At 59.2% G+C, this 18,648-nt stretch carries 16 protein-coding genes, 1 tRNA gene and 1 pseudogene; 5 read left to right on the forward strand and 13 right to left on the reverse strand.

Going from position 1 to position 18,648, the window contains the following annotated elements; genetic code table 11:
* Positions 1-390: 390 nt before the first annotated feature.
* The 3 genes and pseudogenes from PTE30175_RS19500 to PTE30175_RS19510 form a co-directional block, all read right to left on the reverse strand.
* Positions 391-1,193: pseudogene (locus PTE30175_RS19500) on the reverse strand (FAD-dependent oxidoreductase); the annotation flags it as partial.
* 34 nt (positions 1,194-1,227) lie between these two features.
* Positions 1,228-2,319: a porin gene (locus tag PTE30175_RS19505; protein WP_150698740.1), complete on the reverse strand. Its 1,092-nt coding sequence runs from the start codon at positions 2,317-2,319 to the stop codon at positions 1,228-1,230.
* 524 nt (positions 2,320-2,843) lie between these two features.
* Positions 2,844-3,845 (reverse strand): ABC transporter substrate-binding protein, encoded by a 1,002-nt coding sequence (locus tag PTE30175_RS19510; protein WP_150698741.1) that lies wholly within the window; start codon positions 3,843-3,845, stop codon positions 2,844-2,846.
* 187 nt (positions 3,846-4,032) lie between these two features.
* On the opposite strand from PTE30175_RS19510, the gene PTE30175_RS19515 reads away from it, so the two are divergent.
* Positions 4,033-4,974 (forward strand): LysR family transcriptional regulator, encoded by a 942-nt coding sequence (locus PTE30175_RS19515; RefSeq protein WP_150698742.1) that lies wholly within the window; start codon positions 4,033-4,035, stop codon positions 4,972-4,974.
* On the opposite strand, the gene PTE30175_RS19520 is transcribed toward PTE30175_RS19515, so the two are convergent.
* Positions 4,969-5,931 (reverse strand): PDR/VanB family oxidoreductase, encoded by a 963-nt coding sequence (locus PTE30175_RS19520; protein ID WP_150698743.1) that lies wholly within the window; start codon positions 5,929-5,931, stop codon positions 4,969-4,971. The two genes, PTE30175_RS19515 and PTE30175_RS19520, sit on opposite strands and share 6 nt — an antisense overlap.
* A gap of 62 nt (positions 5,932-5,993) precedes the next feature.
* Positions 5,994-7,049, reverse strand: coding sequence for an aromatic ring-hydroxylating oxygenase subunit alpha (locus PTE30175_RS19525; RefSeq protein ID WP_191629146.1), 1,056 nt, complete (start codon positions 7,047-7,049; stop codon positions 5,994-5,996).
* Between the two features lie 485 nt (positions 7,050-7,534).
* Between PTE30175_RS19525 and PTE30175_RS19530 the strand changes: the two genes are divergently transcribed.
* A complete protein-coding gene (locus PTE30175_RS19530; protein ID WP_150698745.1) occupies positions 7,535-7,843 on the forward strand; it encodes a hypothetical protein in 309 nt (102 codons plus the stop codon).
* Between the two features lie 20 nt (positions 7,844-7,863).
* Here PTE30175_RS19530 and PTE30175_RS19535 read toward each other — a convergent pair whose 3' ends face one another.
* Genes PTE30175_RS19535 through PTE30175_RS19545 form a run of 3 tightly spaced genes read right to left on the reverse strand, consistent with a single transcriptional unit; the run spans position 7,864 to position 10,010 of the window.
* On the reverse strand, positions 7,864-8,661 hold the full coding sequence (locus tag PTE30175_RS19535; RefSeq protein ID WP_224788876.1) for an ABC transporter ATP-binding protein: 798 nt from the start codon (positions 8,659-8,661) through the stop codon (positions 7,864-7,866).
* A 48-nt stretch (positions 8,662-8,709) separates the two neighbouring features.
* On the reverse strand, positions 8,710-9,672 hold the full coding sequence (locus PTE30175_RS19540) for an ABC transporter permease (RefSeq protein ID WP_224788877.1): 963 nt from the start codon (positions 9,670-9,672) through the stop codon (positions 8,710-8,712).
* A gap of 23 nt (positions 9,673-9,695) precedes the next feature.
* Positions 9,696-10,010, reverse strand: a complete 315-nt coding sequence (locus PTE30175_RS19545; RefSeq protein WP_150698746.1) for a hypothetical protein — start codon at positions 10,008-10,010, stop codon at positions 9,696-9,698.
* On the opposite strand from PTE30175_RS19545, the gene PTE30175_RS29325 reads away from it, so the two are divergent.
* Positions 10,009-10,563 (forward strand): hypothetical protein, encoded by a 555-nt coding sequence (locus PTE30175_RS29325; protein ID WP_263596290.1) that lies wholly within the window; start codon positions 10,009-10,011, stop codon positions 10,561-10,563. The genes PTE30175_RS19545 and PTE30175_RS29325 overlap by 2 nt on opposite strands.
* 44 nt (positions 10,564-10,607) lie before the next feature.
* Here PTE30175_RS29325 and PTE30175_RS19555 read toward each other — a convergent pair.
* Positions 10,608-10,683: transfer RNA gene (locus tag PTE30175_RS19555), tRNA-Ile, on the reverse strand.
* Positions 10,684-10,706: 23 nt separating this feature from the next.
* Complete coding sequence (rpoD, locus tag PTE30175_RS19560; protein WP_224788878.1) at positions 10,707-12,911, reverse strand: RNA polymerase sigma factor RpoD; 2,205 nt, start codon at positions 12,909-12,911, stop codon at positions 10,707-10,709.
* On the opposite strand from rpoD, the gene PTE30175_RS28785 reads away from it, so the two are divergent.
* Entirely contained in the window at positions 12,808-13,437 is a 630-nt protein-coding gene (locus PTE30175_RS28785) for a hypothetical protein (RefSeq protein WP_224788885.1), read from the forward strand. The two genes, rpoD and PTE30175_RS28785, sit on opposite strands and share 104 nt — an antisense overlap.
* Before the next feature lie 14 nt (positions 13,438-13,451).
* Here the strand turns inward: PTE30175_RS28785 and dnaG are convergent, their stop codons facing one another.
* The 3 genes from dnaG to PTE30175_RS19575 all read right to left on the reverse strand — a co-directional run bounded on the left by dnaG (position 13,452) and on the right by PTE30175_RS19575 (position 17,412).
* Positions 13,452-15,332 carry a DNA primase gene (gene dnaG / locus PTE30175_RS19565; RefSeq protein WP_150698747.1) on the reverse strand — a complete coding sequence of 627 codons (1,881 nt, stop codon included), beginning with the start codon at positions 15,330-15,332 and terminating at the stop codon, positions 13,452-13,454.
* Positions 15,333-15,401: 69 nt separating this feature from the next.
* Complete coding sequence (locus tag PTE30175_RS19570; protein ID WP_150698748.1) at positions 15,402-15,851, reverse strand: GatB/YqeY domain-containing protein; 450 nt, start codon at positions 15,849-15,851, stop codon at positions 15,402-15,404.
* Between the two features lie 334 nt (positions 15,852-16,185).
* Positions 16,186-17,412 carry a BaiN/RdsA family NAD(P)/FAD-dependent oxidoreductase gene (locus PTE30175_RS19575; protein WP_150698749.1) on the reverse strand — a complete coding sequence of 409 codons (1,227 nt, stop codon included), beginning with the start codon at positions 17,410-17,412 and terminating at the stop codon, positions 16,186-16,188.
* Between the two features lie 130 nt (positions 17,413-17,542).
* Here PTE30175_RS19575 and tsaD point away from each other — a divergent pair, with 130 nt between their 5' ends.
* Positions 17,543-18,574: a tRNA (adenosine(37)-N6)-threonylcarbamoyltransferase complex transferase subunit TsaD gene (gene tsaD, locus PTE30175_RS19580; protein ID WP_150698750.1), complete on the forward strand. Its 1,032-nt coding sequence runs from the start codon at positions 17,543-17,545 to the stop codon at positions 18,572-18,574.
* Positions 18,575-18,648 lie beyond the last annotated feature (74 nt).

The raw sequence follows: 18,648 nt of genomic DNA on the forward strand, positions 1-18,648 counted from the left end.
CGAACCCGCAATTTGTGCAGCGCATATCGCCCCCTTATGGCCATCGCCTGCCTCCGATCATTAGACGCGCCATTAGCCTCGTTAGCAAGACAGGGCGCGCGACGGCCCTGGGGCAATCCATGGCGAGTCGCGAGGATATTCTGTTACCGGCAAGGGAAATTTTTCGCCCCCTCAGCTGCTCCGAGCCAAGCGGGTAGAAGGGTTTTGTCGCGATAAGGAGGTTTGACGAAGCCGACGGGGGAACGCGCAGACCGATGAAACCAGGGAATAGAATTGCCGCGCGGTGGACAAACGGGGTCCCCAAGGGCATTTCATCTGCCCCTTGGCGATCATGTGCACAGTTTCGATGCCACCGACAACGATGCGTACGCAACGAAAATACTTGGCCATGCCACGGAATAATTCGCGCACACGCCGCACGATGGCGTGACGGCGCACCTGGTTCAGCGCAGTGCTGTAACCGTTCAACTCGGCGGTACCCGCAATACGCAAACGGTCCCCCAGTCGCGAAAACACGAGCTTATATTCGCCGTCAGTCAAACTGACCTGATACGCCAGCGACGGGTCATGCACAGGCAGCGTCACCGAATACCCTTTAGCCGGGTAGATTGACAGGTTGATACCCAGCGGCCGCAACAGCATCGGGCTGTAGCTGCCCAATGACACGACATATGCATCCGCACGTAGCAGTTCGGCACGCCCTTGCTCGTCAGCCACCATCACACCATCGAGACAATCGCCGACCGGACACAAACACTGGATACGAGTGCCATAGCGGAATTACACGCCCCGTTGGACGGCAAGCGCAGCCAGCCTCTGGGTAACCGTCACGCTTTCAGCGTGGCATGGCTGTAAAGACCCAGATTAACGATCTGTATGATGTTGCGGCGCGTGCGCGCGGGCGTGCATTCGCGTAGGAATTGTTGGTACCACCGCCATTGATGCCAGTCGGCGCGCAGACGGAACCGCAGCGGCGCGTCCGAACGTGCCAACCATTTCAACACCTTGAGCGGTGCGCTCGGATTGGCCCACGGTTCGGCGTGACTGACAGAAATGTGGCCACCATTGGCAAAGCTGGTTCCCAGGCCTGTGGTGGGTTGACGGTCGATGACGGTGACGTCGTGGCCGGCTTGGCGTAAAAACCAAGCCTGGGCGGGGCCGACGACGCCGGCACCGAGAACGGTGACTTTCACGAAAGCCTCTAAAGTGACAAAGAAGAGTCAACGGCTAGAAGCGATGGCGGATCCCCACTTGTGTCATAGCCGCCCAATTCGCACGGCTCGGCGCCATGAACAAGAACTGAGCCTTCTGTCCCTCGGTAGCCTTTTGATAGGCGACGGATGCGTAGAGGTCGGTTCGTTTGGAAAGGAAGTAATCAACCTCTGTTCCAAACGTGTGACGCTTGCCCAGCATAAGTTGATTGCTCAGACCGTGATTCGGGCTGCTGAAAGTGTAGCCAACGAGGAGCGACGCTGCACCGTTAAATTGGTAGCGAAAATTAAAGTCGATGCCACTCACGGTGTCCCCCGTGGCACTCCATCGCGCTTGCGTTAACAGTGCATTTAGCGTGAATTTTCCAACCTCGTATGAGCCGCCAAGCGCGACGTTGGAGTACCGAGCGTGCGATGTTGGATCTTGCCGACTCGTATATGCGATGCCCAAATCGATCGGATTCGCTGCATATCCCAAGTAAAAACTTGATGTGGATCCTTGCGTGAGGCTTCCAGGTGCCCCCCCGAGACCGTACATTGCCCCAAACGATAGCCCGCTGCCCCCAAAACTCGGGCTCACATACCGGATCGAGTTATCTACGCGCGCACCGCCAAGGCGATCGATATCGGGATTACTGCCGTTGCCGCCCAACAAGCCACTGATGATCGACGTCCCCGCGCGGTCAAACGGGGCGCCGAGCAGACAACCACTCGCATACTTGCAAAGACCCGTCAACATGAAATCATATTGGCGACCAAAGCTCAACGTGCCCATGTTGTCTTTGCTCAACCCGATCCAAGCTTGCCGACCGAACATCCGAGGGGTGCTGCCGGAACTTGCGAAAGTGCCGTCGTTGGCGCCGAAGCCATTCTCCACCTTGAACACTGTCTTAAGTCCTCCCCCCAGATCCTCACTGCCCATAAGACCGAAACCAGCGCCGATATGATTGCCGCTGTTCATTGAAACACTCACATTACCTCCGCCATTTTGAGTGAACGCGAGGCTGGTATCGAAATGACCGAACAAGACGACCGATGATTGAGCGTAAGCGGCGGAAACAGACACGGCTGACGCGAAAATACCGATGGCTACCTTTAGTTTAAACACACCTTATCTCCCCACACGGTTACGCAGAATTTGGTTTGCCAGCTTATGGCCAGGTAAAATGTGATCACATATATAGATCACATTTAGTGATAATTGTTGGTGATCACAATGCGATTGTCAAGCTTTTAAGAGTGGCTGCCTCCGTCTGGTGCGGCAAGATCGCATCGCCGTCAGCAATGGCCCAGAGTTCGCCGGCAAAGTGCGTAACGCATCGGCATACCGCCAGCGCACGCAAAATGGCCACACCGATGGTGTGACGGGGGCACCGATACCCATCAGCAGCATCGGCAACAGCGCAAGCCATACCATGCCGTGATATTCACGCCTTCGTCCGCCAGCGATCATTGGTTGGCACTGCTGGGCCAACGCCAGTCACGCGGAGACGCAAGTTGAGATCCGTGAGCACGACCACCGCCAGTCCTCGCCCCGGGTAGCGGGGCGTGGCATGGTGGTCATGGGCGTAAAATTCCTTCGTCCACGTACAACTCGCCCGCATCGTCCATCGGACGTACGCATGCTCCCGATTATTTGGCAGTCGAGAAAAGGTCGTTGGTGTAGTAGTGCGCGAGCGGTTGCATGTTCTGGATTTGATCCCCCGACTGGAGTATGCCCAGTGCCGTTTTAATTACATTGGGATCGATCCAGCCCGCGGGATGGTTCGTGGATTGTGGTACATATTCCATCGTGATCCGGATCTGTTTCGCGACAACTGACTTATCCAATCCGCCAGCCCAGTTCTTTAAGAATAGTTCGGCAGCTTCCGTCGGATCGCGACGGGATTCCGTCATTGCTTTATCAAGCGCTTTAAGAAAGTGCCGCAATGCATCTGCCTTGGTTGCGTTGGCTTGATCGCTCGTGACCAGCGCCAAACCCGGGACGGCCAGCCCGTATTTCGCCAGATCCATTGTGACCACCTCGGTATGACGCGCCTCCAGCATAGGTAAATCCCAGTTGTAGTAGATTCCAGCGACGTCAGCTTTACCTGAGATCACGAGCGGCAGGCGCGACATACTGTCCGTATTGACCAGGCGTAGGGCGGAGCAATTCAAACCGTTTCGATTGCAGAGTACTTTGAGGAATTCCGTTGTCGTATCGCCAACCGACGCCGCGATGGTCTTGTTGATAAGATCTTTCGGCACTCGGACTGGATTTTCGGGTCTCGACGCAAAGGCCATAGGTGTCACTGGGTGATAGATCGCGATCAGCTTGAGAGGCATTCCTTTGCGGATTGCGTTGATCGCGTAGATGCCTGGCAGTACGACGACATCTTCCCGGCCCTGAACGAGCGAACCCAATGCCGCTTGAGCCCCGGCTCCTTCGCCAAGCTTTACCGCCAAGCCTTCATCGATGAAATAGCCCTTTTCCTTGGCAACATAGAATGGAGCATATTCCGACTTGAGCTTCCAGCTAAATCGAACGTTAAGGCTATCCGCCCCCCAACTTTGGGTCGACATCGCACCGATAAGCGAGAGCACCAGGAAAGAAGATAAGATTCGCCGAAACAAAATCACGGAATAGTCCGCCATAGCTGCCTCCAATATGGGGTATGATATATATTGATGTGATCACAATTTGATATCACATAAAGATTAGCCCTGCTGTAGCTAGGGTGTCAATGCGTGGTAACCCAACCCTGCGACGCACAGCGCTACACTGTTGTGGTGCGACGCCGTATCGACGACCTTAAGAGTCGTGATCACACCAGGAAAGACGATGCGTTTTCATAAACTGGACTTAAATTTGTTGATTGCATTGGATGCAATCCTTGCCGATCCGCACATCACGCGCGTCGCACAGCGGCTGCACGTCAGCCAATCAACGATGAGTGGGCTATTGGCGAGGTTGCGCGAATACTTCAGGGATCAGCTCATAGTTCAAGTGGGCCGAAAAACCGTCCTCACTCCATTCGCCGAGGAATTAGCGGATCCGCTCAGGTCGATACTCGATCAAACCGAAAAATTATTGTCGACCAGTATCATGTTTGACCCGGCGGCATCCTCGCACTGCTTTACCGTTGCATGCTCCGACTATGTCTGGGCCTCGCTAATGTTCAAAGTACTTCAGGAGACAGCGCGGCAGGCGCCACTTGCGAAAGTCTGGTATGCGGGCTCAGGACATCACTTCGTCAACGGAAATGCTGATTTTCTGGTGGTCCCAGACCGTTTTGCGAGTCCGGATCATCCCAGCGAAATCCTCTGCAGCGAACGTTTTTCATGTGTCGTCTGGTCCGGCAATGAGCTCGTCGGTGATAGCCTTTCAATCGACCAGTTCTTGAATCTGGGGCATGTCATCGCATTCTCAGAGCGACCCACGCTAATCGAGGACTGGTTCGCCAAGCAATTTGGACAAAAATGCAACGTGGCACGCGTTTCCCCGAGTTACACGCTGATTCCCCAAACAGTGATCGGAACGAACCACATTGCGGCCCTGCCCACCAGCATGGCCCAAAACTATGCAGAACACCTGCCACTCCGCATCCTTACTCCACCTGTCGATTTGCCTATCCTCACCGATGTGCTGCAATGGCACTGGCACAAGGATCAGGATCCCGCATCACGTTGGTTTCGTGCGTTGATGGTGCACACTGCTCGAAGCATGGTCTCTCAGGCAGCCCCTCCCTCGTTTGCCGGCTTTCGCATCGACACGAGGTCATAAATCTATGACCAACCGGGCGCCGCGTGCGCGCGAACAGCACGGCGTGAATTGGTCGTTCCGCGCGCGTTCCAGTGGTGTGAGAAACGTGTCCCGGTGTTCCGGCTCCCCCGCAAGAACTCGGGTCAGACAAGTTCCGCACACACCTTGCTCGCACGAAACGGGAATATCAATGCCATGCGCGGCCAGCACCTCCGCGACGCTTTTTTCGGGAGGGACGGTGTAGATCTTTCCCGTGCGCGCGAGTTGCACCTCGAACGAGCTCTCTTGGGCAACGGCTTGCGCTGGCGCGGCGAAATATTCCCGATGCAGCCTGGACTCGGGCCAATCGCGCTGACGCGCATTGCCTAAGACCCATTCGATGAAGCCGGTCGGCCCACACACATATATGTGTGTCTCCGACCCGCACTCCGCGAGCGTCATCGAAATGTCGAGGCGCTGGCTGGGTGGCCCTTCGTCAAAGTGAAGCACCGAGCGATTCGCGAAAGCTGAGCTCTCAATTCGCTCGCGAAAAGCCATACGCCCTGCCGAGCGAGCGCAATAGTGCAGCGAAAATCTTGCCTTCTTTTCAGCGAGCTGCTCGGCCATACACAAGATCGGAGTAACACCTATGCCGCCGGCCAACAGCAGAACATTGAGTGATTTATCATCAAGCGGAAATAAATTCCTTGGTTTGCCAATTTTTATGAGCGCTCCCTGATGAATCTCGTCGTGCATCGCCCGAGAGCCACCGCGTGACGCAGGATCACGCAGAACGGCTATCACGTAACGGTGCCGTTCAGACGGCTTATTGCAAAGTGAGTATTGGCGCGTCAAGCCAGGCAGAACCTGAACATCGACGTGCGCGCCGGCAGTGAAAGGCGGAAGCGGCGCGCCGGTTGGATCCACCAACTCAAATGAGCAGATATCGGTCGCCTCAACCGTCTTTGTGCGGATCTGGACCTCGATCCAATCTTGCATGATGTACTCCTCGGGCTGCCCCTCGTCGCTCGCCCCAAAGGGGCGCAGTCGGTCGGTTCGAACTAAGAAGCAACGTTGCTCGCCGCTTGCTTGCCATGCTCTTCGTTCTGGATCAATTCCCCAAGGATTCGCCGTGCGCGCACGGCCGGCGCATCGGTTTGCAGCAACACCGGCTTCAGCGCCAGCAGCTCGGTCGTCGAGCCCATAGACCTCTGTTGCGCTTCAATAATCGGCTTATCCTCGTTGTCGAAGACATTGGTACCGATCTGCAGCAGTATTTCTCCCAGCGCGGTGTCGTCCCGGCGAAAATCGCGAGCCATCCCCCAGAAATAATGGGTCGTACTTTCAGTTTCGGGTGTCAATAAATGGGCGGTTGGGATCGAAATGCCTTTGTCGTGAGGTTCCCCAACACCGGTCATGCCGACATCCAGCAGGAGTAAGGCGGGCGGATTCCAGCGCATATAGTTGCGGTGATCGCCACGCCGATCGCCCGGGTAGCCAAGCATCTCAAAATACTTGTTTGGGTATTGATTACGTCGAATGAATTTCGCCCACACGGTATTCTCGTCATAGGGTGGGTTAGGCTCCATTGTCGATGGGCCGGCGGGATTGGCGAAAAGCGGATGAATGTATTGACCGTGCGTCAAATCAAGCAGATTGTCCGTAATCAACTGGTAATTCGCGGCGACATGTAAATACCCGAACACGCTAGCGTAGCGTTCGCTATCGCCGAACTGGCCGAAGTCGTGGATCTTCGACTCGTCTGCCAGATCGGCATCGCCCATCCAGATCCACACAACGCCGTGGCGCTCGGCGACCTTGTAACTCTTGACTCGCGCTGCCTTCGGAATAGCCCCATCACCGTGTGGATTGAACGAACACTCACCAGTGTCTTTAAAGCATAATCCGTGATAACCGCATTCGACGATGTCACCTTTCAGCTTGCCAAGGTGCAATGGGACAAATCGGTGCGGGCACCGGTCTGCGAGCGCTGCGATCGCCCCGTTCTCCTTGCGATACAGCACGACCGGCTGATTCAAGAAGGTGCGGGGCAATAACTGACGACCGACCTCGCCGGACCATGCGGCGGCATACCAGGTATTCTCGAGAAACGCCATTTGCCTTCCTCCTTGTGAAGTGTCTTGTGCGTTAAGCAAATTGTTGCAAAACGGCTCGAACTTGAGAAATGGAATTTCACGATGACTGTGCATCGCCATTTTCGATGCCCCGTTACTATCTTCATTCCCCGATGTGGGGAGTTGGCGAGCCAGGCCCGGCATGATTCCTGCCCCCAGTTGTCCATGGTCCGGGAGGTGTTGTCACCGGGTCTGTTGGGTGGCTGGCGATCGCACATAGAAGGGGCTCCGCCAGAACTTTTTTAGAGTTGCTGGGTGCCATCAAGGCGCGCGACAACTACGCACATACCCAGACGCTGTTCACTGGCGAGGTGACAGTGCCGGGACTTGACTTGCGGCGAGCCGACGTGCCGTTGGGCCAGTTGTGTTAAAGCGTTTCTGGCAGGACGCACCCTGGCCGGTAGCAGAGATGTCGCAGGGCAAGTACGTCGCATTGCGCGCCAAAACGACCGCTGGATTGCATCGCGTTGCCCCTCTTCCCAAATCGCCTGTTCCGCCACGCAGCGATTTACGCTCGGGCGCTGTCGATACACCGGTACGAAGTGCAATTGGAAGAGGCGCACTGGATCGAGGCGGGGCTCAATGCACCCGCCGACAAGCGGTCCGTAACGACGCGTGTGCCGGGGCTCGACATCACGCGCGTCGATGACCGCTCGTTAGTCACGCTGCTGGGTGATGGCGATCTCGATGCCGTTATCGCTCCGCATGCGTCCTCGAATCAACTCGACTGCGGAAGCCGCGCCGCCGGTGCCCGCACCCAGTACCGAGATTTTTGACGTGCCTGTCTCTTGAGTGACTAATGCAGGATGCCCTTGGCTTCGAAAATGCGACGCACTGTCTGCATGTATTCGACGAATTTCGGATCGCGGTGCATTTCCCACGTGCGCGGACGCGGCATGTCGATAGTCAAGTCCAGATCGATGCGGCCCGGGCGCGGAGACATCACCAGCACTCGGTCAGCCAGGAACACGGCCTCGTCGATACCATGGGTGATGAACATCACTGTGTTTTTGACGGACAGCCAGAGGCTTTGCAGATCCATGATCATTTGCTCGCGAGTCAGCGCATCGAGCGCGCCGAACGGCTCATCCATCAACAATAAACCGGGTGTTTGGATCAGCGCACGGCAAATCGCCACGCGTTGTCGCATTCCGCCAGAGAGCTCGGCAGGATACTTCGCACCGAAGCCTTTGAGGCCGACTGCCTCCAGCAACTGCTCAGCCTTGGGAACGAACGCGGTCCTATCCCATTTCTTGATTTCGATCGGCAGCAGGATGTTGTCGAGCACAGTGCGCCAGTCCAGCAACAGGTCTGACTGAAACACCACGCCTGTCTTTGGGTGTGCACGCCGCACTTCTTCGCCATCGATGCAGATCTGGCCGGCGCTGACTTTCGTCAGGCCCGCCACCAAGCTCAACAGGGTGCTTTTGCCGCAACCGCTGGGGCCGACGACGGCGACGAACTCACCGGGCTTGACGGCAATGTCGGTTCGATCCAGCGCTAAAATTTCCTGCCCTTCGCGCGTCTCGTACGTCTTTGTCACTTGGTTGATGTTGACCGACACGCTTACCTGGCTACTGTTCATTGGGTTCATATACATCCCCGCCTGAAAGTCGACTCGACTGTCGCGTTTACGCGCGCCTCACTTGGCACTTTCTTTCTGATAGACCACACGGCGCTCCAACATACCAAGCACGCCGTAGAGCACGACACCGATGAGCGAGATCATCACCACCGCTGCGAAATTGAGTGTGGTGTCGAACTGCGATGTGGCTTGCAATTGCAGATAACCCAGGCCCTTTTCGGCAGCCACATACTCGCCAATGATGGCGCCGATCACCGCCAAGCCGACTCCTACCTTGAGGCCACCGAAAATATTGGGCAGCGCGGCCGGCAGACGAATCTTAAAGAATGTCTGCCACTCCGACGCCCCCATCGAACGGGCCAAATTGACCATGCCCTTGTCGAGCGCCTGCAGGCCCACCACGGTCGAGATCACGATAGGAAAAAACGAGATCAGGAACGCCAGAAAAATCTTCGGCGCCCACCCATAGCCAAGATACAACACCAGCAACGGCGCCAGCGCAGCCTTCGGAATGGTTTGCAATCCGGCGAGCACCGGATAAATCGCTTTCTCGACGAGGCGAGAATAGAAGATCGCAAGCGCGATCGGAATACCGGCCAGGATTGATGCCCCGAAGCCGAACAACACCTCGTACAGAGTGACCTGGGTATGTGACAGCAGCAGCGTGTAATCGCTTGCGATGCGTTTGAGCACTTCGAGCGGCGTCGGTAGCACGAACTGTGAGATACCAAACAGCGGTACGCTGACCTGCCATAGAACAATCATCAGCGCAACCAGCAGAGGTGCGGCGAAAACTTCGAGCAAAGCATTGCGCACACGTTTGTATCTCAAGGAGGGCACAGGAATTTCTCCAGCGGTTCGTTCGTTAGGGGGGGGGCCGACGGAAGTCTCCAATAGCTCGTTGGCGTAATAGTGCTGCGCCGCACGGCGTGACAATCCTCCAATTGGAGATGTCGCAATTGTCAGTGCGTCCGCAATCACCTCCTCATCGATCCAGCCCGCCGACCGAGCATCGACCATCGTAGTGGTACAGGCGGAATCGATTAGCAGGCGCCCCACGGGGCACGCAAGAAGCCTGTCAACGCACACCGGCGACCGACAAGTAGTTGCTGTCCGATTACAGTGGCGATCCTCTCGCCATCTATGCAGTGTAGTGCAATCACCTTGATCTGTGCCCCGGTCTCAATGGCCTGTACCGCGAAATTCAAAGTCAGCATGCCGAGATCGACCCGCCCCATTTCGACAGCGACAAGCAACTTGTCAATATTGCCGTGCGTGCGTACATCGACGCATAACCTCTCCGACGCGAACTCCCGCTGGGCCCGTGTCTCCATGAGCAACCGATCGACGCTGCCCATGACGCAAGTCGTGAAAACGGAAATCCGCGCATCCGACTGCACGTTTGACGTCAAGCCAAACCTTATTCAAATTGCACGGTCGACGCTGACCATCTTTCTCCGGCTCAGCGAAAAAGATCAGGTCCGTGTCGATTCAACGCACCGGGGAAGCAAGCGCCTGCTGAAACAGATTCGTCACTTCCACCGTGAGCGGGACCGTACGTGGCAGTGTGTTCTTGGTTTCAACCAGCAGCACCACGCGCCGCGTCAAATCGACTTGATTGCGCCGCAGCGTTACGATTTCAGACGATCGCATTCCGGTTTCGATAGCGATACGAACAATCCAACGCAACATTGGATTCGAGTGCCTGTCCACCGCTGCGAGCAGCCTGGTTTCTTCAGCCTTGTCGCTAACTTTACCGTGGGATACTTCTGTGGGGGAAGGTCACTTGTGCTCCCCGCTATGGGTCATGGTGCGCTTTGTCCTTGGCGAAAGAACGTTCCAAAGACGAGAAACGCGCTCCATTCGGCAACGCAAAGCACGCCCAAAATCCAGGCAGGTTTTTGCTTTTAATAAAAAAAGCCCTTGGCGCAACCGCCAAGGGCTTTCGTACTGCATGGTAGGCCGTGCTGGGTTCGAACCAGCGACCAAGGGATTATGAGTCCCCTGCTCTAACCGCTGAGCTAACGGCCCATCAAACCCGGCTGTCGCTCGGCTTAGTTGCCTTCGAGGAACGACTTGAGCTTGTCGGAACGGCTCGGGTGGCGCAGCTTGCGCAACGCCTTGGCTTCAATCTGACGAATCCGCTCACGCGTCACGTCGAATTGCTTGCCCACTTCCTCGAGCGTGTGATCCGTGCTCATCTCGATGCCGAAGCGCATGCGAAGCACCTTCGCTTCACGCGGCGTCAGCGAATCGAGCACGTCCTTCACGACGTCGCGCATACTACCATGCAATGCGGCGTCTGCAGGCGCTACCGTGCCCGTATCCTCGATGAAATCGCCCAAATGCGAATCGTCGTCGTCACCGATCGGCGTTTCCATGGAGATCGGTTCCTTCGCGATCTTCATGATCTTGCGGATCTTGTCTTCCGGCATTTCCATCTTCTCGGCCAGCGTCGCCGGATCCGGCTCGACACCGGTTTCCTGCAGAATCTGACGCGAAATCCGGTTCATCTTGTTGATCGTTTCGATCATGTGCACCGGAATACGGATGGTACGCGCCTGGTCGGCGATCGAACGCGTGATCGCCTGACGAATCCACCACGTCGCATACGTCGAGAACTTGTAACCACGACGATATTCGAACTTGTCCACCGCTTTCATCAAACCGATGTTGCCTTCCTGAATCAGATCCAGGAACTGCAGACCGCGGTTCGTGTACTTCTTGGCGATCGAGATCACGAGACGCAAGTTCGCCTCGGTCATCTCACGCTTGGCCTTGCGGGCGCGGCGCTCGCCTTCCGACATCTTGCGGTTGACATCCTTCAGCTCGGTCAGCGGCAACACCACGCGCGCCTGCAGGTCGATCAGCTTCTGCTGCAGTTCCTGCACGGCCGGAACGTTACGCTCAACCACCGCGCTGTATGCCTTGCCGTCCGCCACGACCGTGTAGATCCAGTCGAGGTTGGTTTCGTTGCCCGGGAAGCGCGACACGAAATCGGCGCGCGCCATGCCGCACTTGTCCACCACGATGTGCAGAATCGCACGTTCGATGTTGCGCACTTCGTCCACTTGCGAACGCAACGTGTCGCACAGACGCTCGACCGTACGCGCCGTGAAGCGGATGTTCATCAACTCGGCCTGGATCGACTCGCCCGCCTTCAGGTAAGGCTTCGATTGATAGCCTTCCTTCTCGAACGCACGGCGCATCTTGCCGAACCAATCCGCGATCAACGCAAACTTGGCCAGTGCGTCGCGCTTGAGCTGCTCGACTTGCGCCGCCGATGCACCCGCGCCGCTGTTGCTGTCGTCGTCTTCCTCGTCGGCTTCCTCTTCGTCCGCCTCGTCTTCGGCCTCCTCGTCGAAATCCTCGTCTTCAGCCGCCGCTGCTTCCGCAGCAGCCGCCTCGGCGTTCGGATCGATCAGGCCGTCGACGACTTCATCGATACGCATTTCCTCGCGCTCGACCTTTTCAGCCAGCGCCAGGATCTCGGCGATCGTGGTCGGACAAGCGGAAATCGCCTGCACCATGTGCTTGAGGCCTTCCTCGATGCGCTTGGCGATTTCGATTTCGCCCTCGCGCGTCAGCAGCTCGACCGTACCCATTTCGCGCATGTACATGCGCACCGGGTCAGTCGTGCGGCCGAATTCCGAGTCGACAGTCGACAGTGCCGCTTCGGCTTCCTCTTCGACTTCGTCATCCGAGGCCGCGTTCGGGGCATTGTCGTTGAGCAGCAGCGTCTCGGCATCGGGCGCTTGCTCGTAGACGGCAATGCCCATGTCGTTGAAGGTGCCGATCACGCTTTCGAGCGCCTCGCTCTCCACGAGGTCGTCGGGCAGGTGATCGTTGATTTCAGCGAAGGTCAGGAAGCCGCGCTCCTTCCCCAGCTTGATCAGCGCCTTGAGCTTGCCGCGTCGCTCTTCCAGTTCCTCGGCAGTTCCGGGCTGATGCGAGGAGAACGCGTCTTTCAACAGCGCCTTTTCCTTCGCCCGACGGTCACGCGCCTTCTGCTTTTCCACTTTGGTCTGATCTTCGTTCACGGGTTGATCGTATGTATTCTCTGCTGAGACGTGTTGCTCAACCGAAGAGGCTGTCGCTACGGTCGCCACCTTGTCCTCGCGTGCTGCAGCAGCACGCGCGGTCGCAGTAGCCGGTTTGACCGTCGCAACCGTTGCGACTTTCTCCACGGCGGCCTTTCGCCCCGTCCCGGTCTTGCGTGGGACAGCAGTTTCCAGCTTTCCGCGAGCCGCATCGGACATTGTCCGTGCGGACGCACTCTTCGCGCTTCTTTCAACGGGTTGCCGGGCCTGCGGAGAACCGCCGCCCTTTGAAACACCCGCTTTGCCGGCGGTCGTACGCTTGCGCGTGGTGGCGTCTGCCACCTTTGCAGCCCTCTTGCCAGTCTCGCTGGCCGCTGCCTTGCGTTGCGCTGTACGTTGCGCCGATGCCTGGGTGGCCGTCTTGCGCGCCGAGACACTCGCTGCCGCCGCCGGCGCGGCTTTCGCCGCACCTCTCGCTGCACCGTTCATTGCCCCGGCCGCTCCGGCCGTCATATTCGCCTTGATCGTTTTTGCCGCTGTCCTGACTGCCTTCGCTGGCTTGGCCGGTCTGGCCGAGACATGTGACTTCGCGGATACGGACGCCCGCCCGCCGCCAGGGGACACTACTGCACGTTTGGTCACACCTGCCGACTTGCTTGCCGTCTTTTTTCCGCTGGTCGTTGTCGTCTTTGCCATAGCGATCTCGCTTGCCAGAAAACAGCCCACTGAAAACTTTCTATTATAGCACGCGGACTTACCTCAACCCGACGTGCCGCCTGTGCCGGCCGAAGCCAGCTGCCGCTTCAATTCATCGCGTTCCCGCGAAAGCGCCGCGGCGCGGCGCAATTCATCAGGACTCAACCCGCCCTGCTTGAAAATGGCTTCCAATGCCTCGCATAACCCGTCGTAATGCATCTTGCGTATCGCACTGCGCACTTCCGCCAGGCGCAGACGAATCTGCTCCTCGCGGCGCTCGACCTGCGCCTCATCTTGCGGGTCGAACAACAGCAAATCGCGTGCGTTCTCGTCAAAAGACAGAATTTCACGAAAGATATCTTCGTAACTCGCCGAATTCGGCGAGGCCCGCAGACGGTCGGACATAAAGCGGAAATCCGCCTCGCCCCCCATATCCCGGCAATGCTGCACGACCTCCTCAAAAATCTCGGCGTGATAATTCACACCCTGCAGTAACTTGGTCTCGTCCGCCGTCAAATCGTTTCCGATCGACGGGTACATCAGCAAATTCTGCAATGCCCGGTGCGCCGTGCCGACGACCCGGCGCTTTTCCCGCTTGGCAGGCGCCTTGTCCCACGGCCCCGGGCGGCGCGCAGCCGCCAGCTCGCACAAGCTGGCCACTTCCTCGAGCGACGAACCGACCCGATCGGCCAACGCCTGCAGGATCTGTCCGCGCAAGGCATTGGCCGGTAGCGCCTGCAACATCGGCTTGGCCTCGAACAGCGCTCGGGCACGGCCCTCGGGCTGGTGCATTTCCTTGCCGGCGATGACCTCGCTGATCAGGAACTGCGACAGCGGCATGGCCTTCGCCACCTCCGCGGCGAACGCCTCCGTGCCGTACTCGCGAACAAAGCTGTCCGGATCGTGCTGCGTGGGCAGGAACAGAAATTTCAGACTACGGTTGTCGTCGGCATGCGGCAGGCAGGCCTCGAGCGCGCGCCGCGCGGCGCGCCGTCCCGCAGCATCGCCGTCGAAACTGAACACCACCGTCTCGGTCTGGCGCAGCAGCTTCTGCACATGCATCGGCGTACACGCGGTGCCCAGCGTGGCGACCGCATTCGGGAAGCCGAGCTGCGCAAGCGCCACTACATCCATATAGCCCTCGACAACGAGCGCATATCCGGCTTCGCGAATGCCCCCGCGCGCCTCGAACAAACCGTATAGCTCACTGCCCTTGCTGAACAACGGTGTTTCCGGCGAATTCAGGTATTTCGGCTCGCCCGCGCCAAGCACACGGCCGCCGAACGCGATCACCTGCCCCTTGGTATTGCGGATCGGGAACATGATGCGGTCGCGAAAACGGTCGTAGCGTCGCTTCGACCCGCCGTCACGCTCACCCTTCTCGCTTTCGATCACGAGACCCGCTTCCATCAGTTGGTCGTCACGGTAGTCCGAAAACGCCGCCTCCAGGTTCTGCCAGCCGTCCGGCGCGTAACCGAGACCGAAATGGGCCGCGATCTCGCCGGTGAGGCCGCGCCCCTTCAAATATTCAATGGCCGGCATCGCGCTGCGCAACTGCCGGCGGTAATAGTCGCTCGCCCGGGTCATGACATCGACGAGCCCCAGGGTCTGCTGCCGTTGCTGCGCCGCAGCCGGCGCACCGCCAACGGGTGTCTCGCGCGGCACGGACAACCCGGCCGAACGGGCGAGGTCCTCGACCGCCTCGACAAAGCCCAGGCCGGCGTGCTCCATCAGGAAGCCGATCGCCGTCCCGTGCGCCCCGCAACCGAAGCAGTGATAGAACTGTTTGGTCGGGCTTACCGTAAATGAGGGCGACTTCTCATTGTGAAAGGGGCAAAGCCCCATGAAGTTCGCCCCGCCCTTCTTCAACTGCACGTAACGACCCACCACCTCGACAATATCGACGCGGTTGAGGAGTTCCTGCAGAAATGCCTGGGGAATCATGAGGCGAATGTCATCACCGATACCGACCGGTCCGCCGCGCACGCGCGCCGGCAAACCGGATCCGCATCGTTACGCAGCCAGCGCTGCCTTGACTTGCGCCGAGACGGCCGTCATGTCGGCGCGCCCCGCCAATTGCCCCTTCAGGATACCCATGACGCGGCCCATGTCCTGCGGACCGGCGGCGCCGGTCTGCGCGACTGCGGCCTTCACTGCGGCAGCCACTTCGTCAGCAGACAGCTGCTGCGGCATATACACCTGCAGCACTTCGATCTCGGCCGCTTCCTTGTCCGCGAGGTCCTGACGCGCGGCGGCCTCGAACTGGGTGATGGCGTCCTTGCGCTGCTTGATGAGCTTGTCGACAACGGCAACCACGGCGGCATCGTCGTCAAGCGTGATGCGCTCGTCGACTTCCTTTTGTTTGATCGCGGCGAGCAGCAAGCGGATAGTCCCCAGTTTTTCGGCGGCCTTGGCTCGCATGGCCGTCTTCATGTCTTCGGTGATGCGCTCTTTCAGACTCATGGGCGGGTATTCCAGGATCGATTACGTTTCAGTGTAGACCATGCCGTCCCAAATGGGAGGACGCGCGGGGCGCACGCGCAACACCGGCGCGCCCCCGCAAATAAACACAAAAACCCGCTTCGGACTTCCGCAAGCGGGCTTCAGGAACAAACAGTCACGCGGCAACGCCTGGCGGCGTCACGTCATCGGCTTTGTCAGTGTGCCCCGCGTCCATTTGATATGGCATTCGACAGTCACCGGCGGCCAGCACTTTCGGTTAGCGGAGATTTCCACGAAGGACGAGACTACCATATACGCCCGACGTCCGTCCAGAGCTCTCGTGCAGCCCCCGCCCTCAAACCGGCGCCTTCTCGGAGGCATCGGCCATCGCCCGCGCAGCGGCAACCCCGGAGGCCCAGGCCCACTGGAAATTGTAGCCGCCCAACCAGCCGGTCACGTCGACCACCTCGCCGATAAAATGCAGCCCCGGCACATCGCGCGCCTCCAATGTCGAGGACGACAGGGCTCGGGTATCCACCCCGCCGCGCGTGACTTCCGCCTTGCGCCAGCCCTCGGAACCGCACGGCTTCACCACCCAACCGTTCGAGGCCTGCGCCAGGGAACGCAGCGCCTTGTCGGACAACTCCTGCACACGCGCCGTGGGCGACAGCTTCTGGTGCTCGACCCAGGTTTCGGCCAGCCTGGACGGCAACCATTGCGCCAACAGGTTGGCCAACTGCCGCTTCGAGTTCGTCTTGGCGTCGAGCAGCGCCTCCCCGACGTCGAGCGTCGGCGCGAGATTCAGCGAAATCGGCTGGCCGGGCATCCAGTAGCTGGAAATCTGCAAAATGGCCGGGCCGGACAGGCCCCGGTGCGTCAACAGCAGATCCTCGACGAAACTGCCGGCGTCGCGCCCCTTCCCCGCACTGACCTCGACCTCCAACGACACACCGGAAAGCCCGGCGAAAGGGGCCCACGTGGGCGCATCAAAGACCAGCGGCACCAAGGCCGGGCGCGGCTCGATCAGGTTCAGGCCAAACTGGCTGGCCACGCGAAAGCCCCAATCGGTCGCGCCGATCTTCGGGATCGACAAGCCTCCAGTCGCAACGACAAGCCGCCGCGCGGCGATATGCCCGGCGTCGGTCGTCAGGTGATACGGATGGCCGCCTTCCACACGCGCGACGGTATGCACGCCACAGGGCATGCGCCAATGCACTTGCCCTGCAGCGCATTCCCGGCGCAGCATGGCAATGACATCTTCGGCGCTTTCGTCACAAAACAGCTGCCCCTTGTGCTTTTCGTGCCAGGCGATGCGATGACGACGCATCAGATCGAGAAAATCGCGCGGCGTGTAGCGTGCAAGCGCAGAGCGGCAGAAATGCGGATTCTCGGACAGATAGTTCGCCGGTCCGGCATTGATGTTGGTGAAGTTGCACCGGCCGCCGCCGGAAATGCGGATCTTTTCCGCCAGACGTTGCGCGTGGTCGATCAGCACCACGCGCAGGCCCAGTTGGCCCGCCACGGCGGCGCACATCATGCCGGCCGCGCCGGCGCCCACAATCGCGACATCGAATTTTTCCATGGCGCGCATTGTACCGGGCCGGCGCGCCCGCGTCGCGCAACCGTGCGGCAGCGGCCTCCGCGCGCTGGTATACTGGCCGATTGCGCAAACCCTGCTGCGCTCTCCGTCTCACTCCATAGAATCTCACGCCATGCTGGTCCTAGGCATCGAAAGCTCCTGCGACGAAACCGGTCTCGCCCTGTACGACACGGACGCGGGCCTGCTCGCGCACGCGCTCCATTCGCAAATTGCGATGCATCAGGAATACGGCGGCGTGGTGCCTGAGCTGGCGTCACGTGACCATATCCGCCGCGCCCTGCCGCTCGCCGAACAGGTCCTGGCTGACGCGGGCAAGCCGCTGTCGGCCGTCGATGCGATCGCCTACACGCAAGGCCCAGGCCTCGCGGGCGCGCTACTGGTCGGCGCGAGCGTCGCCAATGCCCTGGGGTTCGCGCTCGACAAGCCAGTCGTCGGGGTGCATCACCTCGAGGGACACCTGCTCTCGCCCCTGCTGGCGCCCGACGCGCCCGAATTCCCGTTCGTCGCCCTGCTCGTGTCCGGCGGCCATACCCAGCTCATGGAAGTACGCGGGTTCGGCCAGTACCGCATGCTCGGAGAAACACTCGACGACGCCGCCGGTGAAGCGTTCGACAAGACCGCCAAGCTGCTCGGCATCGGCTACCCAGGCGGACCCGCCGTCTCCCGGCTGGCCGACTTTGGCACGCCGGGCCGCTTCGACCTGCCCCGTCCGATGAAACACTCGGGCAACCTCGATTTCAGCTTCAGCGGACTCAAGACCGCCGTGCTCACGCAGGTGAAATCCCTCGGCACGAACGTCTGCGAGCAGGAAAAGGCCGATCTGGCCCGCGGCTTCGTTGACGCGATCGTCGACGTACTCGTCAGCAAATCGATGGCCGCACTCAAACAAACCAGCCTCAAAACACTCGTGGTCGCTGGTGGCGTCGGCGCGAACACACAATTGCGCGAGGGGCTGAACCTGGCCGCAAAGCGCCGTGGCTATCGCGTGCATTATCCGGACCTTGCCTTTTGCACCGACAACGGCGCAATGATCGCTTTCGCCGGCGCCATGCGCTTGACGCACTGGCCCGACGAAGCCGATACGTCCTATGCCTATACAGTGCGCCCTCGCTGGGATTTGTCCGAAATCGCTCGCGGAATGTGAGCCACATGCAAAAAGCCGCTCCGAAGAGCGGCTTTTTTGTGGCCCGGCCTTATCCGGCCTCAGGCGCCGGCCGA

The organism is Pandoraea terrae, assembly GCF_902459695.1.
Lineage (GTDB): Bacteria > Pseudomonadota > Gammaproteobacteria > Burkholderiales > Burkholderiaceae > Pandoraea > Pandoraea terrae.